Genomic DNA, 632 nt, shown 5'->3' on the forward strand with positions numbered 1-632 from the left:
CCTGATCGGGAGATGCTGGCCGAGCGGGTGCGCGAGCGGCTCGGGCTGCCGCCGGGCAAGCGCGCCGTCCTGTACGCGCCGACCTGGCGGGACGACAGCTACTACGGCCCCGGCAAGTACCGCCTGGACCTGCGCCTGGATCTGGAGCGGGCGGCGGACGAGCTCGGCGAGGACCATGTGCTGCTGATCAGGCGGCATCCGAATGTGGTCGATACCGTCCCGGAGGTAGCGGACGGCTTCGTGCGGGACGTGTCGGCCTATCCCGACATCGCCGAGCTGTTCCTGGTCTCCGACGTCCTGGTGACCGACTATTCGTCGCTGATGTTCGACTACGCCAACACCGGCCGCCCGATGCTGTTCTTCACCTACGACCTGGAGCACTACCGGGACGAGCTGCGCGGCTTCTACTTCGACTTCACCCGGGAGGCGCCCGGCCCGCTGCTCGGCTCGTCGGACGAGGTCATCGACGCCCTCCGCTCGATCGGCGAGGTCGAACGCGGCTACGCCGCCCCCTACGAGCGGTTCGCCCGGCGCTTTTGCGAGCTGGACGACGGCAAGGCCGCCAGCCGCGTCGTCGACCGCATCCTCCGGTCGGGCTGACCGGGCATGCGGGCACTCCGGCATCCGGCCGT

At 69.9% G+C, this 632-nt stretch carries 1 protein-coding gene; it reads left to right on the forward strand.

What is annotated here, in order from left to right:
* A partial coding sequence (locus tag E1284_RS41045) for a CDP-glycerol glycerophosphotransferase family protein (protein WP_207924267.1) occupies positions 1–600 on the forward strand: 600 nt, incomplete at its 5' end.
* Positions 601–632: the final 32 nt, after the last annotated feature.

Source organism: Actinomadura bangladeshensis, from assembly GCF_004348335.1.
In the GTDB taxonomy this organism is placed as follows: Bacteria; Actinomycetota; Actinomycetes; order Streptosporangiales; family Streptosporangiaceae; genus Spirillospora; species Spirillospora bangladeshensis.